Raw genomic sequence first — 23,714 nt, forward strand, 5'->3', positions numbered from 1 at the left:
TCTCAGGTTTTTTTGTTACATATACCTTAGGTGATTTTATTAATTAAACTTCTCTTAAAGAGCAATTGCGATAACATCTTCTGGGCAAACACGTAAAATCCCTTCAAATCTATCGTCATTACGATTGTTTCCATTCTTATCATCTTTGTTGTTGTCTTTGTCGTCGTTATCTCTTCTTAATGCAGAGAATAGAGCAATACCGTTACAGAACCCCTCAAAAACTAAATTGCGGAATGTTCCATTTCCTTTTAGTTTAAGAAGTGAAATTTCAGTGCCTATAGAAAGATTTGCAAGTACGTTACATACAGCATGTCGTTGTGGTCTAATTTCTTCTCTCTCTTTCTCACGATGGTTGTGCTCTCTTTCATGATGATGACAGTCTCTAAAGTTATCACAGCATCCAAATGATCCAAACATAATCCTCATCACCCCCTTCACACTTATAATCTATGTAAGTTCGGTAGTTCGTGACTGGACAGATAATGGAAATTTTTCTAGGGGATTTTCTCATTTTAAATGACTAGATGGGTATTTAGTATGGAATGATGTTTAAAATAGGGGAAATGTCACAAAAAAATGTAAAGACCACCGAAATGAATGAAATAGGTAGCCTTTACACTTTTTTACTTTTATATAAAACGATGATATATACAGGAAGAGCTAGGAGTAGTGGTACAATGGATCGTGCAGTGTGTTTTTCTGCTTCTAATTGTAACGCTTCTTCTTTAGGGAATTGTAACACTGATATGTTTGCAGCATCGCCAATAAAATATAGCAGTAGTACAGTTACTATGTAACTCAAAAGTGCGATAAAGCTTCCGTATGAACTCAATGAAAATCCCTCTCTTGTTATCTATTTGTTATCATTGTATCACAATTGTAACAAAAATACACGGTTATATTTCAATGCTTTAACAAATTTCGACACAAAACGCCATATTTGTTTATGGTGATAGCGTAAAAATTACAATTTCTCTATGTGTAGATGTCGAATAATACATTGTAATATTACGGATGTGTGACAGAATATAAAAAAACGAAGGTAATGAAATTACCTTCGTTTTTATTATTTCGCCCATTCACTTACTTGTTCTACGCTCATGCGCGGTGCAGGGTGACCTTTTAAAGTTGACTCACCAATTGTAATAAGCATAATTGGTACGTAACGAGATGAAACATTAAATTCTTCCATTAGTGCTTGTGGGTTGAAACCACCAATTGCGCAAGTATCCCAGCCAGTTGCTTTAGCAGCAAGCATAAGTTGCATTGCTGCTAAAGCAGCATTTGAAAAGGCAGCATCTCGTGGGTATTGCTCACGAGTATATGCAGATTCAATATTTTTAGCTAAGCGCTCTTTTGCGTCTGCTTTCATAAATCCTTGTTCTACAATTGGACCGTAAACAGGTTCAACATTTTTATATGCTTCTAAATCACCTAAAATAGCGACTACGGCAGAAGCGTCAAGAATTTGTTGTTGGTTATAAGCAATTGGGTGTAATCGTTTTTGTACATCTTCGCCTTGGAAAACAAGGAATTTCCAGTGTTGCAAGTTCCAAGCAGAAGGTGCTTGCGCAGCTGCTTTTAAAATTTCATGTAACTCTGTAGATGAAATTTCTTTTTCAGGGTTGAATGCACGTGTAGATGTGCGTTCATATAAAACGTTAAAAAAGTCATTGTTTGTCATTATATATCCTCCAAATTACATATCAACTTAATATAAAATAAATGTAATATACTCTACTTACATTTTGTAAGTTATTGAATTTAAGAATATAATACCTTTATTTTAATTGTCAAGTTTTAAATAGTAAGGCAGGGCATTCATACAAACGATACAATTCATATAATCATACACTAAAAAAGGAATTTCCAGAGCAGATAAGCGAAGATAACATTCTCAATTAGCTTGTTAATATGAGTTCCTCACAATTCTTTATAAAATGATTGTGAGGAATTCAGTAAAACAAGATATATGAAGTGAGTGAAGACCAGTGATGAACATACTACATTTTTTATTAGAGAATACTGTTTTCCAAAATGTATTACAAGATCTTCAGTTGAATGTCCTTTATATAGAAGATGGATGTACACATCAACAAACGATAGAAAACGTCCATCCAAAATGTATGTTTATAGCAAATAGTTTTGAAGAAGGAGAAATATTGTTTCATAGAACTAGACCACATATTGTAATTATGTATGTAACAGATTTTGCTCAAATAAAATATATAAAGAATATATATGATTCACGGAGTACATTCATTATCATTTGGGATCAACAGATAAACAATGAGTTTGCAGATTTACTACTGTTAGGAATACGTAATATTGTTATAGCACCAGTAACTCCACAAGTGGTACTAGAGGAAGTGAATAAGAGTTTATATCAACTTACTTTAGTGCGGCAAGTAGGTTTACAACAAGAATTGCTTCAAACGATGTTTGATTTTCAAAATGATTTATTATTTATAGTAGAAGATGATGAGATTGTTGATTGTAATACGAATTTTTTACAATTCTTCGGACATGATAATTTATTTACGTATCGTGAACAACATTTAGTGTTTGCAGAACATCTTATTAGAGAGAACGGATATTATTCGACGACTCACGATATAACATGGCTGGATGATACTTTATCAAATGGAAGAAGAATTAAAATGTACAATTATGAAGGAGAAGCATTTACTTTTCTATTACGTGCGACACCATTACCAGAAGATTTATCGCGATTTATAGTAAAATGCACAGAGATTACAGAATTAGACGAAATCTATCAAGAGCAAGAAAGACTTGCTATGATAGATTCATTGACAGAGGTTTATAATCGTTTGAAGTTCCAACAAATACTAGAGGTAGAGTGGGACAATGCAATACGTAACGATGAAAAATTAGCACTTATTTTGTTTGATATAGATAATTTTAAATCAGTAAATGACACATATGGTCATGATTTTGGCGATTTAGCATTAGTACAACTTGCAGATCTTATGAAATCTAAAGTTGAAGATCAACATGTATTTGCAAGATGGGGAGGAGAGGAATTTATAATATTAGTGACAAATACGGTAGAAAAAGAAGCGTTTCAAGTTGCGGAATCATTGCGATTTTTCATTGAAACAAAGCATTTCTCTGGAATTTCGAAATTAACAGCGAGTTTTGGAGTTGCGTTATATGAGCAAGGGATTACAAGAGAAGAGTTAATGCAAAGAGCGGATATTGCGTTATATGAAGCGAAAAAAAATGGGAAAAATCAAGTATGTATATATAGAAAAGAAAAAATGTGATTTTTCGCAACAAATTGTTGCGATTTTTTTTTATTACTTGATAATAGAATATGGGGGACCATCTTAACCGATAAGCTCCCACTTCAAGTAAGCTCGCAAGAGAGACTAAGTGGTGGGTAGTTCACATGAAGTAATTACGGAGGAACAATATGATAAAAAAAATAATGGTTATGGCTTCACTGTCTGCTGTAGTTTGCGGCGGAGTATACTATTTTCTCTATAGTCCCGATTCAAAGGAACAAGCAGTATTAACAACAAAGGTAACTCCTGCTATTGAGTCAGAGGTACAGGATAATATAGAAGAAGTACAAAAAATTGATTATGCTAGTATATCTCAAAAGTTAGATCAGTATTTAGTAGGAAAGCAATTTAATGGGACAGTTTTGGTGACAGATAAAGAGCATGTTATATTGAATAAAGGATATGGATATGCTGATGTTCAAAATAAAATAGAAAATACGCCTCAAACAAAATATCGTATCGGTTCTATTACGAAAACAGTTGTTGCTACATCCATTCTACAGTTACAAGAACAAGGTAAGTTAAATATCCAAGATAATGTAAATAAATACATTCCTTCATTTCCAGCAGATAAACACATCACGTTATATCACTTATTAACGCATACATCTGGTTTACCGGAAAATGGGAAAGGGAAGGTTAATGTAGCTTCACGTATAAATTTAGTAACTTGGATTGGAAGTCAAAAATTAGAGTTTCCACCAGGAACAGGTTGGAAGTATACGGATTATAATTATATGGTGCTCGCTTATATTATAGAAAATATAACGAAAAAGCCTTTAGGAGACTATGTAAAAGAAAATATATTTACAAAGGCCGAGATGCATGAATCAGGTATGGGAAATATGGTGCCTGGAGATAAAAACTTCACGAAGGGTTATGTGAAGAAAGACCAAGATCTTGTACCAGCACAAAAATTAGGAATGGACTGGTTATATGGATCGGGTGAGATGTATACGACAGTAGGGGATATGAAAAAATTAGATGAAGCGATTATAAATGGAAAGCTTCTTTCTGAACAAAGTATACAAGCGATGTTTACACCTTCACAAGAAAGAAAATATGCATTTAGCTTTTACATATATCCAGATTATTTCCATAACCATGGTGTACTATCTGGTTGGAACACTTTCAATAATTTTAATAAAGAAAAAGGAACTTTTGTTATTTTATTTTCAAATGTGAAAAATAGTATGGATGATGATTTTAATAAAGAGTTCCGAAAGATGGTAAATGATTTATTAGAACAAAGGGGATGAGAAGATGGAAAATAAAAATTTATCAATAGGTTTCATTGGTATTGGTGTAATGGGAAAAAGTATGGTTAACCATTTAATGCAAAGTGGTTATAAAGTATATGTATATAATAGAACGAAAGAAAAAGCGGATTCTTTAGTGCAAGAGGGTGCGACTTGGTGTGATACACCGAAAGCGTTAGTAAAGCAAGTTGATGTTGTTATGACGATGGTTGGTTATCCTCATGATGTAGAAGAAGTGTACTTTGGGGTAGATGGAATTTTAGAACATGCAAATGAAGGTACGATAGCAATTGACTTTACAACATCTACACCAACATTGGCAAAACGTATTAATGAAGTTGCGAAAAGCAAGAATATATATACATTAGATGCACCAGTATCTGGCGGGGACATTGGGGCTAAAGAAGCAAGACTAGCAATTATGGTCGGTGGAGAGAACAGAATATATGATATTTGCTTACCTCTATTTGAAAAACTAGGAACAAATATTCAGTTGCAAGGCCCTGCTGGGAGTGGACAACATACAAAAATGTGCAATCAAATAGCAATTGCTTCTAACATGATAGGAGTATGTGAAGCGGTAGCATATGCGAAAAAGGCTGGACTTAATGCAGATAAAGTATTAGAGAGTATTTCGACAGGAGCAGCAGGTAGCTGGTCATTAAGTAATTTAGCTCCTCGAATGTTAAAAGGAGATTTTGAACCTGGCTTTTATGTAAAGCATTTTATGAAAGATATGAAGATTGCTTTAGATGAAGCTGAAAAATTACAATTACCAGTACCGGGTTTAACCCTAGCGAAGGAATTGTATGAAGAGCTAATCGCAGATGGAAAAGAGAATAGCGGAACACAAGTATTATACAAAAAGTATATAAGGGGGTAAATGGAATGGATCTCCAAAAGTTTGACGAGATGATTGATGCTGTGCAGCGAGCAACTTGTGTACAGATTAATGATAAGCAAAAAGAAGCTTTTAAACAAAAATACGATTTTGGACCAGATTTTGAATATGGAAGAGATGAGAAAGGGCATTATGTTATCCGAAGCTCGAAAAAGATGTTAGAGGAAATGGAGTTTTATTTGGCATTGAAATATGATCGGGATGGAATTGTCCTTTATATGCATGCTGAGATTGAAGGGACATGTCATGTATCCGTTAGCTACAGTGAAGATGCACTTCATTTGCAAGAATTGTTTCAATTTCTAGAAGAAAATAAATAAAAAGTCCTCATTTGAGGACTTTTTATTTATTTAGGCAGGCATAATATTTAAGTTGGATAATTTATAGGCTGGAAGCTCGGCGGCATCGTTCAATTGGGAATGGAATAACTTGTGCAATGTGATTAGGACCAAACTGTTTCGCACGAGCATGGCGTACTATATAAAATGCGCACAGGATAGAAATAGGAATAGCACCGTACAAACCGAAAAATAAAGCGCTTACACAAGATGCGACAAAACCTAAAACACCAACTTCTAATTCTTCCATAATAGCTCCTAAAATGACAGGAATAGCTCCGCATGAAACCCCTAGTATAAGTGCGATAAGTAAACTCATGATTATCCCCCTCTGCTTGCAATATTCTTTTCCTTCTTATTAGTTGTAGTATATCATACACAAAACAGAATTTTCAGAAAAAATTCAAAAAAAGTTCAATAAATGTTCAAAAAGTGTTCCGAAATATACTTGATAAAATGGAAGCGTGATTTGAGATATTTGATTTGAATAAACGAAAGGGACAAATTATTTTAATAAATAAAAAATCAGGCTTACTTCAATGTTATGAAATAAGCCTGTTCCATAGGAGGATGTATATATGTAGAGTGAATAAAAGATTGGAAAAGGGGTTCCAATCTTTTATTCAACTAGCTACCTTAATAAATTGGAACCCAACCTTCTGTTGTAACAAAAATACGAATAGCTACAACTTGGCGATCATCTTGTAAGGTAAAATAATGTCTTGCATTTTCAGGTACAGATATAAGATCACCAGGCTCAAGTTCAACGTCAAAGAATCGACCATCTTTTCCTTCAATAGCGAAGATGCCATGACCGCTGACAATAAAGCGAACTTCATCGTCAGTATGATGGTGTTCTTTTTGGAAATTAATTAATAATTCGTCAAGGTTAGGTGTGCCATTTGAAAGTGAAATTACATCATGAGCTTTATAACCTCGGCGCGCTGAAACATCAGCGATTTCTTTTGAAAACACAGCTAATATTTCAGCCTTGTTTTCATCTGCTAACGAATAATTTTCATTTAAATGAGTAGGAAGCTTAGAGATGTTCCATTTCTCATATAAAACGCCTTCCTCTTGTAGAAATTTAGATACTTCCACTTCATTTTCGATACGAGTATTTACTTCATGAATACGAATTTGCGCCATTAGAAACGCCTCCTTGAATTGATAATAGTTTTATATGAAATTGGAATAAAAACTCATAAGCTTCTAATCTTTTCTTTGCATCAAAGCTATCTCGGCCCCATACGGTAATACCATGGTTACGGATTAATACTGCTCCCGAATCTCCTTGTATATGCTTTCGGAAGTTTTCTCCAAGCGTTGGGATATGGGCATCATTTTCGATAATAGGAATGTTAATCGTTGCACCTTCTTCCCAAATATCGAGAGCTTTAATAATTTCTTGATTTTGAAGGGTGACTGCATCACTATATAAATTTGTGATGACATTATTATCAGTTGTATGAACATGAAGTACGCACCCGGCATTCGTATTGTTATAAATATGTGTATGCAATATTGTTTCTGCTGAAGGGCGTAATTCAGTCTCTAATACGGGAACCCCTAGATGATCTACTAATAGAAAATCATCTGGAGTAGTTTTTGTTTTATCTTTACCACTTGCTGTAATAAGAAAAGTAAGTGGATCATGACTGACTTTTATAGAAATATTTCCACTCGTTGCTGGAAACCAATTCCGAGTTGTTAATTCTTTTTTTATTTCACTTAAGTCATACCATTGACGAAAAAGTTGTTTCATGATTTCACCTCCAACAAATGTTGTAATTCGACTTGAATATCGTGAAATGTGTTAAAGGATGTATAAGCAATATGATTTTCTTCACATTTTGTAATAAGGAAGTCACGGGCGAATACTTTATCTGCTTGTTTTGCTGCTTGTAAATCAGTAATGGAATCTCCTATCACAATATGAAAATCATCTTTAGAGCTTAGTTTACGAATTAATGACGATTTACAGAGACCGCAACTATGCTGACATTGCTCGTCACAAGGGTGCGGCCATTTAACTTCAACAAATTCTCCTGAAAAGTTAGTTGCATTACAGTAAATTTGCTCTTTTGGAATGATTCCTTGTAAGAGTGGATAGACGAAGAAATCCATTCCACCTGATATAACATAAAAAGAAATGTTATTTTCATTAATAAATTGTATGAATTCATGAAAACCTGTACGGATTTCAGCAGTTTCTTGTAAATACTGAATAATATCATCGTGTAGATTAATAGGTATTAATCGGAATAATTGAGAAACACCTTCTTGAATAGAAAGTTCTTGAGATAAAATTTTTTGCTTTATTTCCTCTGCTTCTGGTGGTGCGAACTTTTCCATAATGGACATAATGTTATCATTATTCGTAATCGTGCCATCGAAATCACAAAACACTTGAATACTCATAATTTCACCTCATGTGAGGGATTTCCCCATATTTGTAATGCGCTATGTAAATTCACTTCATCTACCTCATGGAGTGGTTTATTTTGTAAAGTAGCATCAATTGCAGTACGGAAAGCTTTACCACCGCCCTGCGCCCCATTCGGATGTCCGTGTATCCCACCGCCAGCATTAATAACAACACCTTTGCCAAAATCTCGTAGAATAAAGGGAACGAAACCAGGGTGAATACCAGCAGATGGAACAGCAAAACTTTTCTTGAAAAATGCATCGTCTTCAGTTAAATGTTTTGAAATGTTGAGAGCTTCTTCTTTTTCTAACGCAACACTTCCGTATGGAGATGGGAATAATGAAAAGTCAGCCCCAGCATAGCGAAGTAGCTTTCCAAGTAATAATGGAGACGAGATTCCATATAACTTCGATGCGGAATAAGCACCACTTACAGCAGGGTGTGCCATAATGGGAACTGGGATTTCATCATCTTCTGCAAGTGATTGTAGTACATCTAGTCCGTAAGCAAATACGTTAAATAATAGAATATCAGCCCCAGCTTGCACTGCGCGTTTCGCATTTTCTTTTAAATCAAAAGTTCGTCCTGTTAAATTTACGGCATATAACGTTTTATGTCCGTATGTTTCATATACTGATTGTAAAACTTCTTTTCCAGATACAATGCGTTTCGTAAGTGGTGTTAATGTATTCTCAAATAATATTTCATCATCTTTTACTATATCTACACCACCACTTGCTTGATCGCGTAATTGCGTTTTCAAATACCCAATATTTCGTCCAATCATGCCTTTAAAAATACTCATTAAAAGGGGACGATCATGCACTTGTAAAAGATTTCGAATACCATCTATCCCGAATTTTGGACCAGGGAAATACTGTTTTAAGTAGTCTGAAAATGTTAAGTCAATTAATTTCACTTCGCCATCAAGTGATAGCTTTCCGAATGTAGTTGTTAAAATCGCTGGTAAATCTGGACTGAAGTTTAATAACGGATATTCGATTTTAATAATCCCGCGCTTTACTTTTTTACGTAAATACAAATTGGTATGTTCTTGTTCAGCTAATTCCTCAACATGGATGACGTTACCTTTATGCTGTTTTAGTTGCTCTTGCAATAAGTGTGGCAAATGAGTCCAAGAGCCAATTGTTAAACCGAGTGCAATTTGCTCGGCCCTTTTTTCTAAGTTATGTGAATCATCATGGATTAAATACGTCGCTATAATTCCGCTCATTGTTATACCCTCCTAGTTAAATAAAAAAACCTCTCAGCTAAGGAGAGGTTTTTTTACAACCAGCTCCTTATCTGTCAGCGTAACGCTGCGAGAATTAGCACCGTGTCTACAATTGTAGATCGGTTGCCGGGTTTCGTCGGGCTCGTCCCTCCACCTGCTCTTGATAAGAAGTATTTAGAAATGTTTAAATTTTTAAGATAACTGAATTTTGTCAGATTTTTTTTATGTTGTCAATGACTTTTTGAAAAAATTTAATTTATCAATTCGATTAATTGCTTCTCGTAATCGATCTTCTGTATGTAAGAGACCAACACGAACATACCCTTCGCCGTGCTCACCAAATCCAATACCAGGGGCAACAGCGACATGTGCTTTTTCTAGCAAAATATCAGAAAATTGCTCAGATGTATAGCCTTCTGGTACAGGAAGCCATGCAAAGAATGATCCGGTTGGAATATTTACATTCCAACCAATCGAGTGACAAGCTTTAATAAGAGCATTTCTTCGAGATTCATAACTATTAACAAGTTCTACCACACAAGACTGCGAGCCTAATAGTGCTTCGCGGGCAGCATCTTGAACTGCACCAAAAATACTAACATACATATGATCTTGCAATAAGTTAATTGTTTCGATGACACTTTCATTCCCTACTGCAAAAGCAATACGCCATCCAGCCATATTGAAAGTTTTTGATAATGTATAAATTTCAATTCCTGCATCTTTGGCGCCATCTGCTTGCAAGAAACTAACGGGCTTTTGACCATCAAATCCGATAGCACCGTAAGCAAAATCATGAACAACTAATATATTATGTTTATTAGCAAAATGAATTGTTGCATCAAAGAAATCTTTTGATGCTGTAGCACCGGTAGGATTATTAGGATAGTTTAAAAACATTAACTTTGCTTTCTTGGCAATAGAGTCATCAATTTTTGTATAATCTGGTAAAAAATTATTTTCTGCAATAAGCGGCATTGTTTCAAAGTGCGCTTTTGCTAAAGCAACTCCGGATAAATAATCTGGATAACCTGGATCTGGAACGAGAATGGTATCGCCAGGGTTTGTAAAACAAAGTGGTAATTCTACTAATCCAGCTTTTCCGCCAAACAAAATAGCAACTTCAGTTTTTGGATTTAATTCTACGCCGTATTCACGTTTATAGAATGTTGCCACGGCTTCTTTTAAGCTTTCATGTCCGCGAAATGGCGGATATTTATGATGAATGGTCTTTTCGGCAGCATCTTGTAAAGCTTTTACGATATGCTGCGGTGTTGGTTGATCTGGATTACCTTGTCCTAGATTAATAACATCGTGACCAGCTGCAACGACTTTGTTAACTTTTGCAACAAGTGAAGCGAAAAATTGTGTTGGCAATGATGTTACTATCTCAGAAGGTTGAAATAATTTCATACTTTCCACCTCTTTTGAAAGTTGTTACAATTCTAGTGACAAATGATATAATCTTTCCAGTATTTTGTAAAGAAAAAAATAAGAATGGGGATGACAAAATGAAAGTCGCATGTATTCAAATGGATATTGCTTTTGGAGATGTAGAAAAAAATATTGAGAGCGCTAAAAATAAAATAAGCGAAGCGATGAAGGAGAAACCAGACGTTGTCGTCTTACCAGAACTATGGACAACGGGATATGATTTAACAAGGCTTTCTGAAATTGCAGATACGGATGGATTAGAAACGAAAGAAATGCTAAAAGAATGGTCGAAGCGATACGGTGTACATATTGTTGGTGGTTCCATAGCAAAGCAAACAGAGCAAGGTGTCACAAATACAATGTATGTTGTAACTAATAAAGGTCAGCTAGTCAATGAATATAGTAAAGTACATTTATTTCAGCTTATGGATGAACATAAATATTTAGTTGCTGGTAATGAGACAGGTGAATTTACGCTAGATGATGTAGAGTGCGCTGGAACAATTTGTTATGATATTCGTTTTCCGGAGTGGATGCGTGTTCATACAGCTAAAGGTGCAAAAGTTTTATTCGTTGTAGCAGAATGGCCATTAGTTCGTTTAGCACATTGGCGCTTGCTATTACAAGCAAGAGCAGTTGAAAATCAGTGTTATGTTGTAGCATGTAATAGGGCGGGAAAGGATCCGAATAATGAGTTCGCAGGTCATTCTTTAATTGTCGATCCGTGGGGTGAAGTTGTGGTAGAGGCAAATGAAGAGGAATCTATTTTATTTGGAGAGCTTAAATTCGAGAAGATTAAAGAGGTACGTAAAGGAATCCCAGTTTTTGCAGATCGCCGTCCAGAATTATATAAATAAAATGTTGACAAGTGATTTTTATTCTTGGTATAGTCTTCATCATAAAGTTAAAAATTCAAAAAAATATGCAACTCTTATCAAGAGCAGGTGGAGGGATTTGGCCCGATGAAGCCCAGCAACCGACCGTAATACCATTGTGAAATGGGGCGTTTATGACGCCAAAAGGCACGGTGCTAATTCCAGCAGAAAGTAAACTTTCTGGCAGATAAGAGGGGAGAAGATAAACTTCAAACCTCTTTCTTTGTGGAAAGGGGTTTTTCTATTTTAGAAAAACCTCTGAATGAAAAGGAGGAGAAGACGATGGGATATTATTCATTAACTGAAACAACAGCTATACAATATGCGAAAGAACACGGTTATTTTGAAAAGAAAGCAAATGTAGTTTGTCATGAAATTGGAGATGGAAATTTAAATTATGTGTTCAAATTAGATGATGGAGAGAAGTCTATTATAATAAAACAAGCACTGCCATATGCGAAAGTAGTTGGTAAGAGCTGGCCACTGTCTATAAAAAGAGCGACGATTGAAAGTAAAGCATTACAAATTTTTGCGAAGTATGTGCCAGATTATGTTCCGGTAGTGTACAGTCATGATGAAGAGTTAGCAGTTACAGTAATAGAAGACTTATCAAGACTAACAATTACAAGAAAAGGATTAATAGATGGAGAAGGATATCCACTTTTATCCCAGCATATCGGTCGTTTTCTAGCACATGTTTTGTTTTATACTTCAGATTTCGGTTTACAGTCAGAAGAGAAAAGGGTACTAGAAGGTACATTTGTAAATCCAGACCTTAGTAAAATTACAGAAGATTTAGTTTTTACGGATCCGTTTGGACATTACGATACGAATGATTATGAGTCAGATTTACAGTCAGTGATTGATGAACTTTGGAGTGACAAAACTTTAAAGCTAAAAGTAGCACAATATAAATATAAGTTTTTAACGAGAAAAGAAGCGCTTATTCATGGTGATTTACATACTGGTAGTATTTTTTCATCACCTTCTGAAACGAAAGTGATTGATCCAGAATTTGCAACGTACGGTCCATTTGGATTTGATATCGGTCAATTTATTGCAAATCTATTATTAAATGCTTTATCTAGAGAAGAAGAAAAGAGAAGTGTACTATTTTTCCATATAGAAAAGACATGGAGTTATTTTGTAGAAAACTTTACGAAGTTATGGATTGGAGAAGGTGTAGAAGCATATACGAAAGAAAAACAATGGTTACCAATTATTTTGCAAAATATCTTTACTGATGCCGTCGGATTTGCGGGATGTGAACTGATTCGTAGAACAATTGGTTTAGCTCATGTAGCGGATTTAGATGGGATAGCAAATAAAGAAAAAAGAATTCAAGCTAAAAAACAAGCGTTATCCTTAGGTAGAGAACTAATAAAATATGAAGCCAAGTGTGCTGATATTCAACTGTTTCGAACATTATTTCAACAGACAGTTGGAGGCGTAAAAGCATGAGTACAATTATTACTATTCCGAGATCTGTAAGTTGGAAAGGCGATGCAATTGCAGTATTAAATCAAACAAAGTTGCCGCATGTCACTGAATACAAAACATTAACGAATATTGAAGATGTATGGAAAAGTATCATTATGTTAGAAGTACGAGGAGCGCCTGCAATTGGAATTGTAGCTGCGTTTGGTTTGGCGCTTGCGGCAAAGAAATACGATGCTATAAATATCGATGAGTTTCAAAAGAAGTTTAATAGAGATTGTAACTATTTAGGAACATCACGCCCGACAGCAGTCAATTTATTTTGGGCAATCGATCGTATGAGAGAATCTATTCGAGAGATTACTACAATAAAAGAAGCTCAAAAAATATTAGAAGAAGAAGCGCTTCATATTCAGCAAGAGGATGAAATGGTGTGCCGAAGTATTGGAGAACATGCTTTAACATGTTTTAAAGACGGTGATAAAATTTTAACAATTTGTAACGCTGGAAGTATTGCAACTGCTAGATATGGAACAGCGTTAGCCCCATTTTATATTGGGAAAGAGAAGGGTGTGCGTTTACATGCGTATGCGTGTGAAACGAGGCCGGTTTTACAAGGTGGTCGTTTAACGACATGGGAATTGAAACAAGCAGACATTGATGTAACGCTTATTACGGATAATACTGCAGCACATGCAATTCGAACGAAAGAAATTAATGCGATTATCGTAGGGGCAGATCGAATCGTTGAAAACGGTGATACTGCTAATAAAATAGGAACATTAAATTTAGCTATATTAGCAAAGTATTTCGGTATCCCATTTTACGTTGCAGCACCGTTATCTACATTTGATACTACGAAACAAACAGGTGCTGAAATTGTCATTGAAGAAAGAGATGAAACAGAAGTTACGAAAATTTTTGGGAAACAAGTGGCGCCACTTGGAACGCCTGTATTTAACCCTGCATTTGATGTAACACCGCATGAATTAATTACGGGGATTATTACTGAGAAAGGTATTTTACGTGGAGATTATAAGCAAGAAATTACATCATTATTTGAAAAAATAAGCTAACTGCTCAGTCGCTATATAAAAAAATGGTGGAAAAGCATGTTTTTAAATGGTCGAGAGGGACTGGCTATGTATAGGAGCGGTCAGCGCCTGTTCCTACCACGCGCAACGTTTTAAAACAAAGAAAGGTAGCAAGGTGTAGGACCATTTGTATCTTCATGGTAGCAATCTATATGCTGAAAAATGAAATGTATGGCCGAGTAGTTAAAAAACAAGTTAATAAAAAATAGCTTGTTTTTATGCCTTAAGTCTTCCTTTCCTCTTATTTATGTAATGAAGGGAGGAGAGAAAGATGGAAGAGTGGATCAGGATGATAGGTAATGTGGGGTTTCCAATTGTTGTAACGCTATATTTACTACATCGCATTGAAAGTAAATTAGACGGAGTGATTGTTGCAATTGAGAAACTCCCTAAACAATTACTAAAGTAGAAAGATCCTCGCGATAAAAAGTAAAATAAAGTTTGCTCGCGAAGAGCAAACTTTATTTTTTTATTGAGCAGTATATCCACCATCGATAACAACAGCTTGACCAGTTATGCCTTTTGCTTTTTCACTTGCTAAAAACATAGCATAATCAGCAATTTCTTGTACTTGTAGCAAACGTTTCTGTGGTACAAGAGGATAAATGACATCTTCTAAAACATTTTCAAGTGGTACATTTCTTGTAGTGGCTAAATCTTGTAATTGATTACGTACAAGGGGAGTATCGACATAACCAGGACAAAGCGCATTAACAGTAATTCCGTGAGTAGCGCCTTCTAAAGCAGCAACTTTTGTTAATCCAATTACGCCATGTTTCGCGCTATTATAGGCAGCTTTTCCAGCGAATCCAACAAGTCCGTTAATCGAAGCAACATTAATAATACGACCATATTTTTGCTTTTTCATAACCGGAAAAGCATGTTTGATGGCGATAAATGGAGCGATTTGCATAATTTTAATAAGAAGCTCGAATTTATCAGTTGGAAAATCTTCAATCGGTGAAACATGTTGCATTCCTGCGTTGTTAATTAATACATCTAATGAGCCGAAGTGAGTAACTGTTTGAGAAATTGCTGCTGTAATTTCTTCTTCAGATGTAACGTCACATTTTAAACCAATGGCTTGATAGCCTTCTTTTTGCAATTGTTCAGCAGCTTCTTTCGCACGTTCTTCAAGACGATCACTAATTACAACTTTAGCACCCTCTTTGGCAAAAGCACTTCCCATTTCATAACCAATACCGCTCGCAGCACCTGTTAAAAAGACAACTCGATTTGTAACCATGATGAAAAACACTCCTTCATAATAAAAGTTCTCTTATTGCTCTATTTAGAGAGGTGATAATAAAATCCCTGCAAACATTTGGAAAAATATTGCTAGCTATCTTGTTTTGCAAAGTAGTGTTTGCTATACTATTTTGTAAAGCAAGATACTTACGCTTATCTATCTTGTAAAACAAGATAGTGGGAGGATTTGAAATATGTCGACAAGTCAAATGCTGAAAGGGATTTTAGAAGGATGCTTACTTGCTATTATTTCTGAAGGTGAAATATACGGTTATGAAATGAGTGAAAGATTAGCGAAGTATGGTTTCACAATGGCGAGTGAGGGAAGTATTTATCCGTTATTAATACGAATGCAAAAGGAAGGATTAATAACAAGTGTAATGAAGGAATCTCCATCTGGCCCAAAGCGAAAATATTATACATTAACAGAAAAAGGCGAGGAAGCACTGGATGAATTTATGGATCGCTGGGAAGCGATGCAAAGTAGTGTAGAGCGTCTACTTGAAGGGAAGGGGAGAAAAAAATAATGTTATCAAATGAAGCGCGAAATTTTTTATTAGATATGAGATTATTTTTAACTGCAAAGAGTGTGAAAGAAAGCGATATTGAAAGCTTTTTAGAAGATGCAGAGTTGCATTTAATAGAAGGTGAGGGTGAAGGAAAAAGTGTAGAAGATATTTTCGGAAGCTCACCGAAAGAATATGCAAATGAACTTGTAAAAGTAATGGAAAGGGATAGACAGGAAACGTGGAAGCAAATTGGTTTTACGGTAATGAATGTCGTATCGTTTTGGATTATTGCTTCTATCTTAATAGTGAATAACGGAATTCTACAGATTTCACTTATTCAGTGTATTGGCTATAGTTTTACATTGATTTTAGCTGTAATGGGTCCTAATTTTCTGCTTCGTAAAATGACCTTTGTAACAAGCTTTACAAAAACATGGTTTTTAGTCATGATTGCGCCAATGTTTTTATTAGGAGCAGTTACGATATTAGATGTGATATATCCTACAACGATGTTTACGTTGACTCTAGTCCAAAGCTATATATTAGCTGGAGGGATCTTTATCCTCACGGTAGCTATAAATATATATTTTGAAGGATGGTTTAAAAATTTATATTTAATTATTCCTCTTTCTATTATGTTAGTGTTTCAAACATTTACATCAGAAGATCTCATACCGATGTTATTTCAGATTATATGTTTATACGGAAGTTTATTTATTTTAATTTTCGTTGAAATTATGATGAAGACGAATAGAAGAGAAACGGTTAAATAAGGGAGGGATTCTAATGCAAGTTTCTAAAGAAGGGGAAAAGTTTTTAATCGATACGAAAGTGTATTTAATTACGAAGGGAATTAAAGAAGAAGATGTAGATGCTTTTCTAGAGGATGCAGAGCTACATTTAATAGAAGGTGAGAAAAAAGGAAAGACGGTAAGTGATATATTTGGTGATTCGCCAAAAGAATATGCAGAAGAATTAGCGAAAGAGATGGAGAAGGATAAAGGCGGGAGTATAAAGAGTATTCTTGCGATGATAATTGGTATTGGCGGGTATTGGATATTAACTCATATTTTATTTAATAATCCAAATCAGCAATTTACACTAACGAATATACAGTTAATTGGCTATCCTATCGTCTTAATCATTACGATTATTGGAACCATTGTTGCGTTTAGAATGTCTTCTTTTAAAAATAAATTTGTAGAGTTCGGGATTATTTACATAATAGTAATGGTTCCCATTTTATTATTAGTATTATTGATGTTTGTTGATAAATGGTACGGTACACCTATTTTGCAATTGTCGACAATGCAAACATATATATTAGCAGCAAGTATCTTTTTATTACTTTTCGTTGGAGAAGTGTATGTCCTTGGTTGGATGGGTGTTTTGGTGCTAATTGTTCCTTTAGCGATTATGTTTATATTTAAAGGATTAGAAGAAAAAAATGTATTTTGGGGAATTGCAAAGATATTACTTATGTATGGAAGTATATATGGGTTAATGAGATGGTCTTTAAAAATTGAAGAGAGAAAAAGTGTAAACTAGTAGTTTGGAAGGAGGGAATGCGATGCTTTCTCATGAGTCACGAACTTTTTTGGAAAACACAGGAGCCTATTTAAGAGTAAAAGGAATAAGTGAGAAGGATATTAAATTCTTTTTAGAAGATGCAGAACTACATTTAATAGAAGGTGAGAAGAAGGGAAAGACGGTAAGTGATATATTTGGTCATGCTCCAAAAGAATATGCTAATCAACTTGCGGAAGAGATGGATATAGATAGAAAAGGTAATTATAAATTATTACTTTACTTTATTGTAAATTTATTGGATTTCACGATGATGAAGAGCGTATTCTTTAGTGCAGCCGACCGTCGTTTGTCTTATTCTTTAATTGAGTTAATTGGCTATCCGATTATGATTTTTGTAGGAATTATTGTATTAATATGGGGGATGAGAACGGCATCATTTAAGCGTAAAAGAACTGAATTTTTAATTATGTATATAAGTGGTGCGATATGGTTTTTATTAATTTTTAGTATTGCATTATTAAATAAGTTTTATGGTACAACATTTATTAAGTTTACTAGTACAGAAAGCTTCATTCTTGTTGGTATAGTAGTTCTTTTAGCGGCTGTTACAAATATTAAATTTGGTGGTTGGTTTACTTTGTCGTATTTACTAGTTCCAATTGTATTAGAATATGTATTTGTAATGATAGATGTATCGAGTATTATTGGAATGTATGTACAACAAATAATCCTTTTCATTGTTATTTATATGCTTTTAAAAATTCATATAAAATTAGAAAAAAAAGAAGTATACGAATAAACAAGAGGGACAGTTATTTATATGTATATGAGGGATTTGATTTCTAGGATCAACTATACTGTTTTCATGAAAAAAATACATGATGACTATTTTAATATTTTATTAGGGGATAAGTCTGAATGTATCTTTTTAAATTAATAGAAAAGTGGCTGCTCTGGATATACAAAAAATTATTTCCAAAGAAATACTATATTTTGATTTTTAGAGGGATTCGTTTTAGGTGTATAGTGTATCCTTTGCAGCCGGTATTTGGTTTGTTGATTGGAATATGTTGTTTTAAACAGTAACAAGATCGTTACTGTTTTTTTCTTTGTAATAAAGAACTTTGTAAGGAGAGTTCCTTTTGTTCGTTTGTTAATAAGGAATGAATATGGACGTTTTCAGGACGAGGTACGATAGGATACATAAGATTTGTTGGAGAAGGGTGGTGCTCCGATCCAGTTGGAGAATGAGGATCTGCATGAGTAAGTTTTCCATGAATTCGTCTTGTAAATAAAATATGACCAATTTCGTGAGCGAGGGTGTATATATTTTTCATTGGAGCAGCTGAGTTTGTTAAAACGATGTAACCAGTAAGTTGTTGTTGTTTCGCTAGAGAGTAAGCGCAAGCGATTACTGCGGTTTCTTTGAAATAATCACTACCAATATAACAAATATAAAGGTCGCATTCAGGAGCTTCGTTAACACAAGTTTGAAAAAAAGATGATAATTTTTCCTGACTTTGAATGGAGTTTTTATAACTAATTTCCCGATTAGAAAAACGGAAAAGCTCGTTTAGTACAATTACTTCTTTAATTTTAAATGTAATGGGATGCCAAATTGATTCTGCAACTGCTAAATCTTTTGCAATACGGTCGTCAGAAATATCGGCGCCTGGAGTAATGCAAACACATATATTAACGTATGAATCCATAAGGAACACCTCAAATGAACAAATTCTTCCTATAATATATGTGGGAAAAGATTCTATGTATGGATAAACGCCTTGTTTATCGCACGAATATATATAATACAAGTCGAAAAAATTTCATAGTTCTATAACGTAGTATGGTCTGCTTTTTGATATAGTAAAGAAAAGGGGGAGAATATATGTATACATTAAAAATCGTTTCAGACAGAGAAGCTCTTTATCAATTTGCGAGCTATGTAAGAGTTGTGCAAGGGGTTGAAGATGTATATGTAGAGGTGGGAGAACCTTTATATGAACATCCATTAATGAAGTTTTATGTACATATTACAATTGAAGAAACATATGATCAGCATAAAGCATTGCAAGAAATAGCTAGGTTAGTAGAATTAGGGCGTTTTACATATGTCCATTATCATAATGAGGAAATTGAAGAAGCTTTTGAAGTTGTAAAATACGAAAGCTTTAAGAAATAAAGTGAAACTTTAATCAGTGGGGGTTTTGTTCATCGCCCACTGATTATCAGCCCTCACCAATCGGGCTTTTATGGGCAGCCCGATCCCCACCTAACTTCTTTACTTTCGCTGAATTTTGAGGTAGGGGTCTTACCGCCCGCAAATAGCAGGATAACGGTAAAAAAAGGAAGTGGAAGCTTCCTTTTTTATTGAAAATTACAGCAACAAAAGAAAGAGAATTTTGTTATGATAAGGAAGGGTGAGGAAAGGGGAGTTTACATATTGGGGTATATTGAAGAGTTACGCAAAGTAGTTGGTACGAGACCACTTATTTTAGTAGGATCAGCAATTATTATATTAAATGATAATCAAGAAGTATTGCTTCAATATCGTTCAGATACATATGATTGGGGCGTACCTGGTGGGGCAATGGAACTGGGAGAAACGACAGAAGAAACTGCTCGTAGAGAATTATTCGAGGAGACGGGACTAAACGCGAAAATTATGCAATTTCTTGGCGTTCTTTCAGGAAAGGAAGTTTATTTCCGTTATCCAAATGGAGATGAAATTTTTAATGTGATTCATCTGTATCAGGCACATCATGTAAGCGGAGAATTAAAGCTCGATCATGAAGGGTTACAACTTCAATATTTTCCAGTAGATAAGTTACCAAAATTGAATGAAACGACAGAGAAGATATTACAAAAATTCTTATACGCATTGACAGAATAGAAGGTTAATTCCTTCTATTTTTATTATATTAAATATTTTGATTTTTTGGTATGTTTATAGTATGATAATTTTAGACATACAACTTATGGGATTTCACCTAAAAACTTACTAGGGTACATAAGAGAGGGGCAAGTACAAAATGCATAATGTTGTCATTACAGCTGCAGTTCGTTCACCTATTGGAACTTTCGGAGGAGCACTAAAAAATATAACACCAGTAGAATTAGCTGTTCCTGTACTTCAGGAAGCTGTAAAAAGAGGCGGAGTAGAGCCACATGAAGTTGATGAAGTAATTTTAGGTCATTGTATTCAAAGAACTGATGAAGCAAATACAGCAAGAACAGCTGCATTAGCGGCAGGATTTCCTGACACAGTTACTGGTTATACAATTCAACGTCAATGTTCTTCAGGTATGCAAGCAATTATGTCTGCTGCAATGCAAATCCAATTAGGTGTAAGTGATATTGTTGTTGCAGGTGGAGTAGAAGCAATGAGCTCGAGCCCTTATGCATTAAAACAACACCGCTGGGGACAACGTCTACAGCACGGAGAAATTCGTGATACGGTGTGGGAAGTTTTAGAAGATCCGATTCACCATATTATGATGGGTGAAACAGCGGAAAATTTAGTTGAACAATATGAAATTACAAGAGAGGAACAAGATGAAGTTGCGCTTCGTAGTCATACATTAGCGCTGCAAGCGATGGAGTCTGGATACTTTGACGACCAAATTGTTCCTATTACAATAAAAGAACGTAGAAAAGAAGTTGTATTTGCAAAGGATGAACATCCACGTGCAGATATTACAGCTGAAAAATTAGCAGGATTAAAACCAGCTTTCCGTAAAGATGGATCAGTAACTGCAGGGAATTCATCTGGTCTTAATGACGGAAGTGCCGTTTTAGTATTAATGAGTGAAGAAAAGGCGAAAGAAAAAGGCTTACAACCGTTAGCTCGAATTGTTGGATATTCAGTAGCAGGTGTAGATCCGAAAATTATGGGTATTGGACCAGCACCAGCAATTCGCAAAGGGTTAGAAAAAGTAGATTGGTCATTAGAAGATGCAGATTTACTTGAAATTAATGAAGCTTTCGCTGCACAATACCTAGCTGTAGAGAAAGAGTTAGGGTTAGACCGTGAGAAAGTGAATGTAAACGGTAGTGGTGTAGGACTTGGACATCCAATCGGTTGTACAGGAGCTCGTATTACGGTAAGTTTAATTCACGAATTAAAACGACGTGGATTAGAAAAAGGTATTGCCTCTCTATGCGTTGGAGGCGGTATTGGAGTAGCTTTATTTATAGAAGCATTATAAAAAAGAGGCAGCGATTGCTGCCTCTTTTTTTATGACTCAAATAAGTGATGAAATAATCGATCGCGATTTTCAAAGAAAAGTTTCGTCGTTTGGTAATGCTCCGTTTCTTCTAATGTCGATTCGTGAATCCCTTCTTGAGTTAAAGAGTATATAGTAGATTCAGGATAAGCCATTAAAATGGGAGAATGCGTTGCGATAACAAATTGTGAACCTTGTTCAGCTAGTTCGTGCATGCGAATGAGCATTGAAAGTTGTCTCATTGGGGATAAAGCTGCCTCAGGCTCATCTAAAATGTATAAACCTTGTCCTGAAAAACGATTCATAAATAATGAGAAGAAGGATTCGCCGTGTGATTGTTCGTGAAGTGAAACGCCGCCATAAGATTTTATAGCATCTATTTCATCGATATAAGAAGCAACGTTATAAAATGATTCAGCGCGAAGAAAGAAACCGTCTTTTGGTGTATTGAAACTTTTTGAAATTCGAATGTATTCATGTAAAGACGAATGTGAATCGTACGTGTTAAAACGGAAGTTCTTCGTTCCACCTTCTGCATTAAAACCTAAAGCAACTGCAATCGCTTCGAGTAATGTTGATTTACCCGTTCCGTTTTCTCCAATAATGAATGTTACATTTGGATGGAAAAGGAGTGATTGTAATGTTCGTATAGCCGGTAAGCAGTATGGATATGCGGAAAAGCTAGGGATATTTTCTTTTTGTAATGAGACGCTTTTTAAAAAGGGTGTTTCAATCAATATATAAACCTCAATTCATAACGGATTTTGTTTCTAAAAAAGCAGCGAATACAAGTGTAATACAACTTGCTAGTAATATTGTATATTGAAGTGCGCCAAAACCGAGACCTTCCCAGCTGAAAGCCATCCTCTTTCCTATAAAAATGATAAGAACGCTCATAAAACCAAAGAGGGCAGGCATATATTTTATAATTTTCAAGTGCTTCCATAGAAAGAAGCCAATGTATGTACTTAAAAACAAGGTAGACAGAACAAGAAAAAATACAAGTGTTAACGACACGTGATCCCCTTTATTTTCTGAATATTTTATGTGAATTATAACATTTAAACTATCATATTCCAATGTGAAAATAAATATTGCATGGAGATTATTCATGTCGTTATGATAATATGTATTCTATTGGAAATATGAAAAGGAGTTAAAATATGCCGTTTACATTTGCACATCCAGCAGCTGTTCTCCCTTTTGCTAAGAAACATTCTAGTTATATTTCGGTGACGGCTCTTATATTGGGTAGTATGGCACCTGATTTTGAATATTTTTTATATTTTAGGCCATACGGTATTATTGGCCATACATGGGCTGGTTTCTTCTATTTGAATTTACCACTCGTTTTTTTATTAGCATATGGATATCATCGTATTTTAAAAGGACCGTTTATAACACATTTACCTAAGCCTTTTGCTAATTACTATAAATATGTAGTAGATGCGAAGTGGGGGCTATATACTTGGAAGGACTTTTTTGTATTTTGCTATTCTGCTTTATTCGGTATGGTGACGCATGTCGTCTGGGATGCTTTTACTCATAAGACAGGCTATTTTGTTATGAAAATACCGCTGTTACAGCAAGAAGTATATAGTATTCCGATTTATAAATTTTTACAGCATGGGAGTACGTGTTTTGGTCTACTATTACTAATATATGTACTATGGAAATATAGGAGGGAAACTGATCAAGATACTAGTTTAACTTCGGAAAAAAAGAAATATTGGGCTTCATCTATCGTTGTGGCGATTATTATATTTATCGTTCACGCGTTATTAGACCCCTATTTTCATATTTTCCAAATAGGAGGTATAATAGTATCTGGACTGATAAGTTCGTTTTGTGGACTTCTTATTGTTTCTATAGTTTACAAATCAAGGGACTAAT

Annotated in this window: 29 protein-coding genes, 1 pseudogene and 2 riboswitches; of the genes and pseudogenes, 17 read left to right on the top strand and 13 right to left on the bottom strand. The window is 34.8% G+C overall.

Translation table 11 applies throughout. From position 1 onward, the window contains the following. Positions 1–54 precede the first annotated feature (54 nt). The 3 genes from ABH960_RS10040 to ABH960_RS10050 form a co-directional block, all read right to left on the bottom strand. Positions 55–417: a DUF3915 family protein gene (locus ABH960_RS10040; RefSeq protein WP_002190565.1), complete on the bottom strand. Its 363-nt coding sequence runs from the start codon at positions 415–417 to the stop codon at positions 55–57. Between the two features lie 196 nt (positions 418–613). Continuing rightward, on the bottom strand, positions 614–832 hold the full coding sequence (locus tag ABH960_RS10045; protein ID WP_404444818.1) for a hypothetical protein: 219 nt from the start codon (positions 830–832) through the stop codon (positions 614–616). 234 nt (positions 833–1,066) lie between these two features. Next, positions 1,067–1,684, bottom strand: a complete 618-nt coding sequence (locus ABH960_RS10050) for a nitroreductase family protein (RefSeq protein WP_002033918.1) — start codon at positions 1,682–1,684, stop codon at positions 1,067–1,069. Positions 1,685–1,994: 310 nt separating this feature from the next. Between ABH960_RS10050 and ABH960_RS10055 the strand changes: the two genes are divergently transcribed. From ABH960_RS10055 to ABH960_RS10070, 4 genes are all read left to right on the top strand, one after another. After that, positions 1,995–3,287 (top strand): GGDEF domain-containing protein, encoded by a 1,293-nt coding sequence (locus tag ABH960_RS10055; protein ID WP_404444821.1) that lies wholly within the window; start codon positions 1,995–1,997, stop codon positions 3,285–3,287. 149 nt (positions 3,288–3,436) lie between these two features. Next, entirely contained in the window at positions 3,437–4,567 is a 1,131-nt protein-coding gene (locus ABH960_RS10060) for a serine hydrolase domain-containing protein (protein ID WP_219303469.1), read from the top strand. Between the two features lie 4 nt (positions 4,568–4,571). After that, a complete protein-coding gene (locus tag ABH960_RS10065; RefSeq protein ID WP_078184384.1) occupies positions 4,572–5,450 on the top strand; it encodes an NAD(P)-dependent oxidoreductase in 879 nt (292 codons plus the stop codon). A gap of 5 nt (positions 5,451–5,455) precedes the next feature. Continuing rightward, positions 5,456–5,788, top strand: a complete 333-nt coding sequence (locus ABH960_RS10070; protein WP_002014892.1) for a DUF3909 family protein — start codon at positions 5,456–5,458, stop codon at positions 5,786–5,788. 61 nt (positions 5,789–5,849) lie between these two features. On the opposite strand, the gene ABH960_RS10075 is transcribed toward ABH960_RS10070, so the two are convergent. The 6 genes from ABH960_RS10075 to ABH960_RS10100 form a co-directional block, all read right to left on the bottom strand. After that, entirely contained in the window at positions 5,850–6,125 is a 276-nt protein-coding gene (locus ABH960_RS10075; RefSeq protein ID WP_002165122.1) for a hypothetical protein, read from the bottom strand. A 317-nt stretch (positions 6,126–6,442) separates the two neighbouring features. Then, positions 6,443–6,955 carry a 1,2-dihydroxy-3-keto-5-methylthiopentene dioxygenase gene (locus tag ABH960_RS10080; protein WP_002165123.1) on the bottom strand — a complete coding sequence of 171 codons (513 nt, stop codon included), beginning with the start codon at positions 6,953–6,955 and terminating at the stop codon, positions 6,443–6,445. Next, a complete protein-coding gene (locus ABH960_RS10085) occupies positions 6,933–7,571 on the bottom strand; it encodes a methylthioribulose 1-phosphate dehydratase (RefSeq protein ID WP_242246991.1) in 639 nt (212 codons plus the stop codon). The genes ABH960_RS10080 and ABH960_RS10085 overlap by 23 nt, the downstream gene beginning before the upstream one ends. After that, positions 7,568–8,227 (bottom strand): 2-hydroxy-3-keto-5-methylthiopentenyl-1-phosphate phosphatase, encoded by a 660-nt coding sequence (locus tag ABH960_RS10090; RefSeq protein WP_404444827.1) that lies wholly within the window; start codon positions 8,225–8,227, stop codon positions 7,568–7,570. The genes ABH960_RS10085 and ABH960_RS10090 overlap by 4 nt, the downstream gene beginning before the upstream one ends. Further along, entirely contained in the window at positions 8,224–9,468 is a 1,245-nt protein-coding gene (gene mtnW, locus ABH960_RS10095; RefSeq protein WP_404444829.1) for a 2,3-diketo-5-methylthiopentyl-1-phosphate enolase, read from the bottom strand. The genes ABH960_RS10090 and mtnW overlap by 4 nt, the downstream gene beginning before the upstream one ends. Before the next feature lie 64 nt (positions 9,469–9,532). Then, positions 9,533–9,638: riboswitch (SAM riboswitch) on the bottom strand. A gap of 52 nt (positions 9,639–9,690) precedes the next feature. Continuing rightward, the gene (locus ABH960_RS10100) at positions 9,691–10,881 is read right to left on the bottom strand and encodes a pyridoxal phosphate-dependent aminotransferase (protein ID WP_404444832.1); all 1,191 of its coding nucleotides are present in this window, start codon (positions 10,879–10,881) and stop codon (positions 9,691–9,693) included. A 14-nt stretch (positions 10,882–10,895) separates the two neighbouring features. On the opposite strand from ABH960_RS10100, the gene ABH960_RS10105 reads away from it, so the two are divergent. The 4 genes from ABH960_RS10105 to ABH960_RS10120 all read left to right on the top strand — a co-directional run bounded on the left by ABH960_RS10105 (position 10,896) and on the right by ABH960_RS10120 (position 14,717). After that, on the top strand, positions 10,896–11,759 hold the full coding sequence (locus ABH960_RS10105; RefSeq protein WP_404444835.1) for a carbon-nitrogen family hydrolase: 864 nt from the start codon (positions 10,896–10,898) through the stop codon (positions 11,757–11,759). Positions 11,760–11,830: 71 nt separating this feature from the next. After that, positions 11,831–11,971, top strand: a riboswitch (SAM riboswitch). Positions 11,972–12,059: 88 nt separating this feature from the next. Beyond that, complete coding sequence (gene mtnK / locus ABH960_RS10110; protein ID WP_404444838.1) at positions 12,060–13,238, top strand: S-methyl-5-thioribose kinase; 1,179 nt, start codon at positions 12,060–12,062, stop codon at positions 13,236–13,238. After that, entirely contained in the window at positions 13,235–14,290 is a 1,056-nt protein-coding gene (gene mtnA, locus ABH960_RS10115) for an S-methyl-5-thioribose-1-phosphate isomerase (RefSeq protein WP_404444841.1), read from the top strand. Before mtnK ends, mtnA begins: the two co-directional genes overlap by 4 nt. A gap of 289 nt (positions 14,291–14,579) precedes the next feature. Beyond that, a complete protein-coding gene (locus tag ABH960_RS10120; protein WP_000393342.1) occupies positions 14,580–14,717 on the top strand; it encodes a YvrJ family protein in 138 nt (45 codons plus the stop codon). Positions 14,718–14,777: 60 nt separating this feature from the next. Here ABH960_RS10120 and ABH960_RS10125 read toward each other — a convergent pair whose 3' ends face one another. Next, complete coding sequence (locus ABH960_RS10125) at positions 14,778–15,554, bottom strand: 3-hydroxybutyrate dehydrogenase (RefSeq protein WP_404444845.1); 777 nt, start codon at positions 15,552–15,554, stop codon at positions 14,778–14,780. A gap of 196 nt (positions 15,555–15,750) precedes the next feature. On the opposite strand from ABH960_RS10125, the gene ABH960_RS10130 reads away from it, so the two are divergent. The 5 genes and pseudogenes from ABH960_RS10130 to ABH960_RS10150 all read left to right on the top strand — a co-directional run bounded on the left by ABH960_RS10130 (position 15,751) and on the right by ABH960_RS10150 (position 18,674). Then, complete coding sequence (locus tag ABH960_RS10130; protein WP_002014879.1) at positions 15,751–16,083, top strand: PadR family transcriptional regulator; 333 nt, start codon at positions 15,751–15,753, stop codon at positions 16,081–16,083. Continuing rightward, positions 16,083–16,838, top strand: coding sequence for a DUF1129 domain-containing protein (locus tag ABH960_RS10135; protein ID WP_404444850.1), 756 nt, complete (start codon positions 16,083–16,085; stop codon positions 16,836–16,838). The genes ABH960_RS10130 and ABH960_RS10135 overlap by 1 nt, the downstream gene beginning before the upstream one ends. Before the next feature lie 13 nt (positions 16,839–16,851). After that, positions 16,852–17,613 (top strand): DUF1129 domain-containing protein, encoded by a 762-nt coding sequence (locus tag ABH960_RS10140; RefSeq protein ID WP_219303461.1) that lies wholly within the window; start codon positions 16,852–16,854, stop codon positions 17,611–17,613. 22 nt (positions 17,614–17,635) lie between these two features. Continuing rightward, positions 17,636–18,394, top strand: a complete 759-nt coding sequence (locus ABH960_RS10145; protein WP_404444854.1) for a DUF1129 domain-containing protein — start codon at positions 17,636–17,638, stop codon at positions 18,392–18,394. A gap of 21 nt (positions 18,395–18,415) precedes the next feature. Then, positions 18,416–18,674, top strand: a pseudogene (locus ABH960_RS10150) (DNA-binding protein). A 15-nt stretch (positions 18,675–18,689) separates the two neighbouring features. Here the strand turns inward: ABH960_RS10150 and ABH960_RS10155 are convergent. Further along, on the bottom strand, positions 18,690–19,307 hold the full coding sequence (locus ABH960_RS10155) for an ImmA/IrrE family metallo-endopeptidase (RefSeq protein ID WP_404444857.1): 618 nt from the start codon (positions 19,305–19,307) through the stop codon (positions 18,690–18,692). Positions 19,308–19,483: 176 nt separating this feature from the next. Between ABH960_RS10155 and ABH960_RS10160 the strand changes: the two genes are divergently transcribed. The 3 genes from ABH960_RS10160 to ABH960_RS10170 all read left to right on the top strand — a co-directional run bounded on the left by ABH960_RS10160 (position 19,484) and on the right by ABH960_RS10170 (position 21,803). Next, entirely contained in the window at positions 19,484–19,777 is a 294-nt protein-coding gene (locus ABH960_RS10160; RefSeq protein WP_002088390.1) for a DUF3928 family protein, read from the top strand. 261 nt (positions 19,778–20,038) lie between these two features. Beyond that, on the top strand, positions 20,039–20,488 hold the full coding sequence (locus tag ABH960_RS10165; protein WP_033708394.1) for an NUDIX hydrolase: 450 nt from the start codon (positions 20,039–20,041) through the stop codon (positions 20,486–20,488). Between the two features lie 139 nt (positions 20,489–20,627). Beyond that, positions 20,628–21,803 (top strand): acetyl-CoA C-acetyltransferase, encoded by a 1,176-nt coding sequence (locus ABH960_RS10170; RefSeq protein ID WP_002128911.1) that lies wholly within the window; start codon positions 20,628–20,630, stop codon positions 21,801–21,803. A gap of 29 nt (positions 21,804–21,832) precedes the next feature. On the opposite strand, the gene ABH960_RS10175 is transcribed toward ABH960_RS10170, so the two are convergent. Beyond that, on the bottom strand, positions 21,833–22,558 hold the full coding sequence (locus ABH960_RS10175) for an AAA family ATPase (RefSeq protein WP_002190550.1): 726 nt from the start codon (positions 22,556–22,558) through the stop codon (positions 21,833–21,835). A 10-nt stretch (positions 22,559–22,568) separates the two neighbouring features. After that, complete coding sequence (locus tag ABH960_RS10180; protein ID WP_404444862.1) at positions 22,569–22,838, bottom strand: hypothetical protein; 270 nt, start codon at positions 22,836–22,838, stop codon at positions 22,569–22,571. Positions 22,839–22,984: 146 nt separating this feature from the next. Here ABH960_RS10180 and ABH960_RS10185 point away from each other — a divergent pair, with 146 nt between their 5' ends. Continuing rightward, a complete protein-coding gene (locus tag ABH960_RS10185; RefSeq protein WP_404444865.1) occupies positions 22,985–23,713 on the top strand; it encodes a DUF4184 family protein in 729 nt (242 codons plus the stop codon). Position 23,714 lies beyond the last annotated feature (1 nt).

Origin of the sequence: Bacillus sp. RC252 (genome assembly GCF_044909215.1) — a bacterium.
GTDB classification, from domain to species: domain Bacteria; phylum Bacillota; class Bacilli; order Bacillales; family Bacillaceae_G; genus Bacillus_A; species Bacillus_A mycoides.

Bases quoted from the DNA above. Each gene is read 5' to 3' on its own strand.
- ABH960_RS10040 (WP_002190565.1), bottom strand. From the start codon at position 417: ATGTTTGGATCATTTGGATGCTGTGATAACTTTAGAGACTGTCATCAT.
- ABH960_RS10050 (WP_002033918.1), bottom strand. From the start codon at position 1,684: ATGACAAACAATGACTTTTTTAACGTTTTATATGAACGCACATCTACA.
- ABH960_RS10055 (WP_404444821.1), top strand. From the start codon at position 1,995: ATGAACATACTACATTTTTTATTAGAGAATACTGTTTTCCAAAATGTA.
- ABH960_RS10060 (WP_219303469.1), top strand. From the start codon at position 3,437: ATGATAAAAAAAATAATGGTTATGGCTTCACTGTCTGCTGTAGTTTGC.
- ABH960_RS10065 (WP_078184384.1), top strand. From the start codon at position 4,572: ATGGAAAATAAAAATTTATCAATAGGTTTCATTGGTATTGGTGTAATG.
- ABH960_RS10070 (WP_002014892.1), top strand. From the start codon at position 5,456: ATGGATCTCCAAAAGTTTGACGAGATGATTGATGCTGTGCAGCGAGCA.
- ABH960_RS10075 (WP_002165122.1), bottom strand. From the start codon at position 6,125: ATGAGTTTACTTATCGCACTTATACTAGGGGTTTCATGCGGAGCTATT.
- ABH960_RS10080 (WP_002165123.1), bottom strand. From the start codon at position 6,955: ATGGCGCAAATTCGTATTCATGAAGTAAATACTCGTATCGAAAATGAA.
- ABH960_RS10085 (WP_242246991.1), bottom strand. From the start codon at position 7,571: ATGAAACAACTTTTTCGTCAATGGTATGACTTAAGTGAAATAAAAAAA.
- ABH960_RS10090 (WP_404444827.1), bottom strand. From the start codon at position 8,227: ATGAGTATTCAAGTGTTTTGTGATTTCGATGGCACGATTACGAATAAT.
- mtnW (WP_404444829.1), bottom strand. From the start codon at position 9,468: ATGAGCGGAATTATAGCGACGTATTTAATCCATGATGATTCACATAAC.
- ABH960_RS10100 (WP_404444832.1), bottom strand. From the start codon at position 10,881: ATGAAATTATTTCAACCTTCTGAGATAGTAACATCATTGCCAACACAA.
- mtnK (WP_404444838.1), top strand. From the start codon at position 12,060: ATGGGATATTATTCATTAACTGAAACAACAGCTATACAATATGCGAAA.
- mtnA (WP_404444841.1), top strand. From the start codon at position 13,235: ATGAGTACAATTATTACTATTCCGAGATCTGTAAGTTGGAAAGGCGAT.
- ABH960_RS10120 (WP_000393342.1), top strand. From the start codon at position 14,580: ATGGAAGAGTGGATCAGGATGATAGGTAATGTGGGGTTTCCAATTGTT.
- ABH960_RS10125 (WP_404444845.1), bottom strand. From the start codon at position 15,554: ATGGTTACAAATCGAGTTGTCTTTTTAACAGGTGCTGCGAGCGGTATT.
- ABH960_RS10130 (WP_002014879.1), top strand. From the start codon at position 15,751: ATGTCGACAAGTCAAATGCTGAAAGGGATTTTAGAAGGATGCTTACTT.
- ABH960_RS10135 (WP_404444850.1), top strand. From the start codon at position 16,083: ATGTTATCAAATGAAGCGCGAAATTTTTTATTAGATATGAGATTATTT.
- ABH960_RS10140 (WP_219303461.1), top strand. From the start codon at position 16,852: ATGCAAGTTTCTAAAGAAGGGGAAAAGTTTTTAATCGATACGAAAGTG.
- ABH960_RS10145 (WP_404444854.1), top strand. From the start codon at position 17,636: ATGCTTTCTCATGAGTCACGAACTTTTTTGGAAAACACAGGAGCCTAT.
- ABH960_RS10155 (WP_404444857.1), bottom strand. From the start codon at position 19,307: ATGGATTCATACGTTAATATATGTGTTTGCATTACTCCAGGCGCCGAT.
- ABH960_RS10160 (WP_002088390.1), top strand. From the start codon at position 19,484: ATGTATACATTAAAAATCGTTTCAGACAGAGAAGCTCTTTATCAATTT.
- ABH960_RS10170 (WP_002128911.1), top strand. From the start codon at position 20,628: ATGCATAATGTTGTCATTACAGCTGCAGTTCGTTCACCTATTGGAACT.
- ABH960_RS10185 (WP_404444865.1), top strand. From the start codon at position 22,985: ATGCCGTTTACATTTGCACATCCAGCAGCTGTTCTCCCTTTTGCTAAG.